The sequence below is a fragment of the Rhodococcus sp. NPDC057014 genome (genome assembly GCF_042673295.1).
Taxonomy (GTDB): Bacteria; Actinomycetota; Actinomycetes; order Mycobacteriales; family Mycobacteriaceae; genus Rhodococcus_F.
In genome coordinates this window covers 1-5,568 of record NZ_JBHUSF010000453.1, presented here as the reverse complement: position 1 = coordinate 5,568, position 5,568 = coordinate 1, and the positions used below count along the sequence as shown (strand labels likewise).

At 67.2% G+C, this 5,568-nt stretch carries 5 protein-coding genes; all 5 read right to left on the bottom strand.

Annotation, left to right across the window (positions count from 1 at the left end; genetic code table 11):
- Positions 1–2 precede the first annotated feature (2 nt).
- A complete protein-coding gene (locus tag ACFTZB_RS42560; protein ID WP_378441509.1) occupies positions 3–1,436 on the bottom strand; it encodes an acyl-CoA carboxylase subunit beta in 1,434 nt (477 codons plus the stop codon).
- A gap of 96 nt (positions 1,437–1,532) precedes the next feature.
- Complete coding sequence (locus ACFTZB_RS42555) at positions 1,533–2,783, bottom strand: KasA/KasB family beta-ketoacyl-ACP synthase (protein WP_378441507.1); 1,251 nt, start codon at positions 2,781–2,783, stop codon at positions 1,533–1,535.
- 8 nt (positions 2,784–2,791) lie between these two features.
- Positions 2,792–3,103 carry a meromycolate extension acyl carrier protein AcpM gene (acpM, locus tag ACFTZB_RS42550; RefSeq protein WP_005247839.1) on the bottom strand — a complete coding sequence of 104 codons (312 nt, stop codon included), beginning with the start codon at positions 3,101–3,103 and terminating at the stop codon, positions 2,792–2,794.
- A gap of 106 nt (positions 3,104–3,209) precedes the next feature.
- Positions 3,210–4,127, bottom strand: a complete 918-nt coding sequence (locus ACFTZB_RS42545; RefSeq protein WP_378441505.1) for an ACP S-malonyltransferase — start codon at positions 4,125–4,127, stop codon at positions 3,210–3,212.
- 127 nt (positions 4,128–4,254) lie between these two features.
- On the bottom strand, positions 4,255–5,526 hold the full coding sequence (locus ACFTZB_RS42540) for a CdaR family transcriptional regulator (RefSeq protein ID WP_012688158.1): 1,272 nt from the start codon (positions 5,524–5,526) through the stop codon (positions 4,255–4,257).
- Between the last annotated feature and the right edge of the window lie 42 nt (positions 5,527–5,568).

The window sequence follows — 5,568 nt, the reverse complement described above, 5'->3', positions numbered from 1 at the left end:
GATCACAGCGGGATGTTCTTGTGGTCGCCGCGGGTGGCGGGGGCCGCGGCGAGGGCGGCGGTGACGACACTGCGCGTCTTGGCCGGGTCGATCTCCTCGTCCACCACACCGATCGCAACGGCACGGTCGACGCCACCGGCGATGCTCTCGTGCTCCACGGCCAGCCGCTCGTGCAGGGCCTCCCGCTCTTCTTCCGGCGCCGCGGCCAGGGCCCGCTTGTGCAGGATGCCCACTGCCGCCTTGGCGCCCATGACTGCGACCTCGGCGTCGGGCCACGCGTAGACGGCGGTGGCACCGAGAGCGCGGGAATTCATCGCGATGTAGGCGCCGCCGTAGATCTTGCGGGTCACGACCGTCACCCGGGGCACGGTGGCCTCGGCGAACGCGTGGAGCAGTTTGGCTCCGCGGCGCACGACGCCTTCCCATTCCATGCTCACCCCGGGGAGGTATCCCGGAACGTCCACGACCACGACCAGCGGGATGCCGAACGCGTTGCACAGCCGGACGAAGCGAGCCGACTTCTCGGCGCTCTCCGAGTTCAGGCACCCACCCAGGCGGAGCGGGTTGTTGGCGATGACACCGACGGTGCGGCCACCGAGGCGTCCGAGCCCGGTGACGATGCTGCGGGCGTAATTGCCCTGCAGTTCCTCGAAACTCGACTCGCCCTCGACGTTGTCGAGAAGTTCGTGCACGATCGGGCGGACGTCGTAGGCGCGCTTCGCCGACTCCGGCATGAGCGCGCGGAGATCGGTGTCGCCGTGCGCGGCCGCGGCCTGATCGAACTCGCCCTGCTCGCAGAACATGGACACCAGGCGGCGTGCCCGGTGCAGCGCGTCACCCTCGTCGTGGGCGGCGATGTGCGCCACACCCGACTTCTTGGTGTGCGTGTCGGGGCCGCCGAGCGACACCATGTCGACCTGCTCGCCGGTGACGCTGCGGACCACATCGGGTCCGGTGACGAATACGCGGGCCTCGGGCGCCATGATGACGACGTCGGTCAACGCGGGACCGTATGCCGCTCCACCGGCCGCGAAGCCGAGGACGACGGAAATCTGTGGGACGCGGCCGGACGCGCGGACCATGGCCTCGAAGACCAGTCCGACGGCGTGCAGGGCCTCGACGCCCTCGGCGAGACGCGCGCCACCCGAGTGCCAGAGCCCGACGATAGGGGCATCTTCCTCGAGGGCGGTATCGATCGCCGTCACGATGTGCTTGCAGCCCTCGACACCCATGGCGCCGCCCATGACGGTGGCATCGGAGCAGTAGGCGATGGTGCGGACACCGTCGATGTTGCCGGACGCGGCCAGCACACCGGACTTGTCACGCGGATGGAGTGGGACGACCGTCCCGGCGTCGAACAGCTTCTCCAGGCGCGCAAGGGGATCGCGCGGATCGATCGACGCATCGGACTTCGTCGCGGGTGCCAGGATTGTCATCGCGTCCTCCTCTGTAGCGGGCCCCTCGTGGGCTGTCGATGGGTGGAGACCCCTTCACTGAAGGGGTCTCCACCCGCGATCTAGCAGGACCGGCTGTCAGGCCCGGCCGAAGGCGAGCGCGACGTTGTGCCCACCGAAACCAAACGAGTTGTTGATCGCGAAATCGATCTCGCCGTAACGGGCTTCGCCCTTGACGACATCCAGGTCGATCTCTGGATCCTGATTCTCGAGATTCAGCGTGGGCGGAATGACTCCGTCACGCAGACTCAGGACCGTGAGCACCGCCTCGAGCGCACCGACGGCGCCGATCGAGTGCCCCAACGCGGACTTCGGTGCGTACACCGCAGCATGGTTGCCGACGGCAGCCTTGATGGCGTTCGCCTCGGCGGTGTCACCGATCGGCGTGGCCGTGGCGTGCGCGTTGATGTGCTGGATGTCCTTCTTCGTCAATCCAGCAGTCTCGATCGCCCTCGTCATGGCCCGCGCAGCGCCCGAACCCGAGGGGTCGGGCGCGACGATGTGGAACCCGTCGGAGGTGATCCCCGCGCCCATCAGCCGGGCGTGGATGGTGGCGCCGCGAGCCTTGGCGTGCTCCTCGGTCTCGAGGACCATCATCGCTCCGGCCTCACCGAACACGAAGCCGTCGCGATCCTTGTCGAACGGCCGTGAAGCCGCCTTCGGATCGTCGTTGCGAGTGCTCAGCGCGCGCATCATCGCGAAACTCGCGATCGGCACGGCGTCGAGGTAACCCTCCACACCACCGGCGACGATGATGTCGGCGTCGCCCATCACCAGCATGCGGTACGCATGGGCGATGGCCTCGGAACCCGAGGAGCAGGCCGATACGGGAGTGATCACTCCGGCGCGAGCCCCCAGCTCGAGTCCGACGGTGGCCGACGGACCGTTGGGCATCACCATCTGGACGGCGAACGGCGACACCTTGCGGTAGCCACCGGCCTTCATCTTCTCGACGGCGTCGATCAGAGCCTCGCCGCCGCCGAGCCCGGTGCCGATCACGACGCCGAGGCGATCCTTGTCGACCTCCGGGCTTCCCGCGTTCTCCCAGACCTGACGGCCCAGGACGAGCGCCAGCCGCTCGACGAAGCTCATCCGCCGGATCTCGACCCGGGACAGCGACTCGTCGGGCGACACCTTCAGCTTGCCGCCGATCGTCACCGGAAGGTCGTTCTCCGTGACGAACGCTTCCTGGATGGTGTCGATGCCGCTCTCGCCGGCCAACAGGCCTTTCCACGTGGCATCCACGTCACCAGCGATCGACGTCGTAGCCGCGAGGCTGGTGACGACGATGTTGGGGAACTGTCTCCCGTTGGTCGAGGCGGAAGTCACGGCTGAGCTCACTCCTCGTCGTTCTTGGCAGCTTCGAGCTTGGCCTTCACGGCCTCCGCGTCGGCGCCACCTTCTGCTTCGAGCTTCTGGATGTAGGACACGGCGTCACCGACGGTGCGCAGTCCGGCGAGATCCTCGTCGGGAATCTTCACCCCGTACTTGTCCTCGGTCTGGACGGCGATCTCAACCATGGAGAGGGAGTCGATGTCGAGGTCGTCGACGAAAGACTTTTCGATGGTCACCTCGGACGGCTCAATACCGGTGACCTCCTCGATGATCTCCGCGAGTCCGGCGATGATGTCTTCCTGGGTGGCGGCCACTGAGTGGCTCCCTTCTGATTCGATGTAGATGTATCTGGAGTTGTGCAGGCACGTCCCCATCGGCCGCGCCTGCGGGCCCTGCACGCACCGAGGTGCGCGCAGCAAACTAGCCGAGTTCTGTCAGTTCGGCTAGCGCGGAGATATCCCCCGGGGTCTTGAGTGCCAGGGTCGGCGTGCCGCGCATCTCACGCTTGGCGATACCGACCAGGGTTCCGGCTGGTGGAAGTTCCGCGATCGCCGAGACCTGAGCGGTCCGCAAGCTCGCGGTACACAGGTCCCAACGCACAGGTCGGGTTACCTGCGCGGCCAGCTTAGTCAGTGCGTCGGCTCCGGATGCGACCGGTGCGCCGTCGGCGTTGGAGAGCAGAGTGCGGGTGGGTTCGCCCGGTGTGATCTTGGACGCAGCCTCGGTGACGGCCTCCTGCGCGGGAGCCATGAACCGGGTGTGGAACGCGCCCGCGACGGGCAGTGCGCGCACCCGCGCCTTCTCCGGCGGGTTGGCGGCGAGTTCCTCGAGCGCCGTCAGCAGACCTGCCGCGACGATCTGGCCGGCCGCGTTGCGGTTGGCCGGTTCGAGGCCCAGCTCGTCGAGACGGGCGAGCACCTCGGTCTCGTCGCCCCCGAGGACGGCAGACATGCCGGTCGGCTCGAGTGCGCAGGCCTTGGCCATCTCCGCACCGCGGACCGCGGCGAGGGCGACGGCGTCGTCGGCGGAGAGGACCCCGGCGACGGCGGCCGCGGCGAGTTCACCGACGGAGTGCCCGGCTGCGATGGTGTCTGCGGGAACCAGGCCACGCGAGTCGAGTTCCTCGAATGCGAGGATCGCGGCGGCCACGACGAGGGGCTGAGTCACCGACGTGTCGGTGATCTCCTCCGCCGTCGCGGTGGTACCGAGGCGGACGAGGTCGAGGCCGGCGGCCTTCGACCACAGTGCGACACGGTCATGAGAACCCGGCAGCTCCAACCAAGGGATGAGCATGCCGGGAGTCTGAGAGCCCTGACCCGGGGCGAGCAACGAAATCACTCTTCAAGAGAACACCGTCAACCGCGTACCGCGAGATGTCGTTGCGAATGAACCTTTGTCGGCGGATTTGTTGGGTTCCCACAAAATTGCACGTGGGCTCCTCGCATCGAATCTGGACAGACGTTCGTTACAGCCCTGCTTCTCCGAATGGGAAGGGTGTGACTGGTGTTAAACGTGATATGGGTTCGTTATGGGAATGTGTCAATCGACCCACGGTGGCAGCCACTCTGAGCACATACGCATCCCGCGGATTCGTCGGATCGCGCCCGGTGACCTCCGCGATTCTCTTGAGTCGATACCGCACAGTATTTGGATGAACAAACAGCTGCCGGGCGCAAGTCTCAACCGCACCTCCACAGTCGAGATACGCGTCCAGAGTGTCGGTGAGAACACCGCCGGCGGCCGCCAGCGGAGCGACCAGATGGTCGTTGAGAGCGGTGACTGCGGCGTTGTCCCCGAGCAGTGCCCGCTCGGGTAGCAACTCGGCCGCGTGGACGGGCCGGGGGGCGCCCCGCCAGCCGGCGACCGCCTGCATCGCGGCAAGCGCCTCGACGGCGCTGAAGTGGGCGGCGCCGAGCGTCGGCGTGGTCGGTCCGATGATCACCGGCTCGTCCGAGAACTTGCCGAGCAGGTCGGTCATGAAACTCGAGTGCCCCGACCCCTCCTGCAGCTCGCCGCTGACGACCATCACCAGCCGCGAACCCTGCACGACGGCGAGAGCGGCCCGGCCGTGCCTCTGCGCGATGGTGTGGACGGTGCCGACGACGGAGACGCGTTCGTCCTCGGGAGGTGTGCCGACGATGACCGTGGCGGGAGCGGTGGCATCCCAGTTGAGGGTCGCCGCCCGCGACAACATGTCGGACCCGGTGTCGCCGCGGACCACGGCGTCGACGACGAGGGCCTCGAGCCGCGTGTCCCAGGCACCGCGGGACTCCGCGGCACTCGCATACACGGAGGCGGCCGCGAAACCCAGTTCGCGGCCGTAGCGCAGCACGGCCTCGGTGAGCGCGATCAGCTGCTGATCGTTCCGGGCGAGCGCCGGAAGCCACTGCTCGAAGAACTCCATCGCCACCCGCACCATGTCCACCGTCTGGCTGAGCGTGAGCCTGCGCGCCAGATCCTGCGGAATCACCTGGAACGCGTCCAGGCTGAACCGGATGTCACTGTCCGGGTTCTTCAGCCATTCGAGGAAGTTGACCACCGCGGTCTGGACCAGCAACTGCACGTTGGAACGCTGAGCGGCGTCGAGGTCGTCGAAGAACGGAAGTTGATCCTGCATCGTCGTGACGGCCTCGGTCGAGAGGCGACCGGAGAACTGTTTGACGCGACGCAACAGTGCGTCGGGCAACGGATCCCGGGTTTGTCGTCTGCGGGAGACCAGCGGACTCTGCTCGACCATAGTCAAGAACCTACGCGCACCGCCGCCCGTGTTGTCCGACGG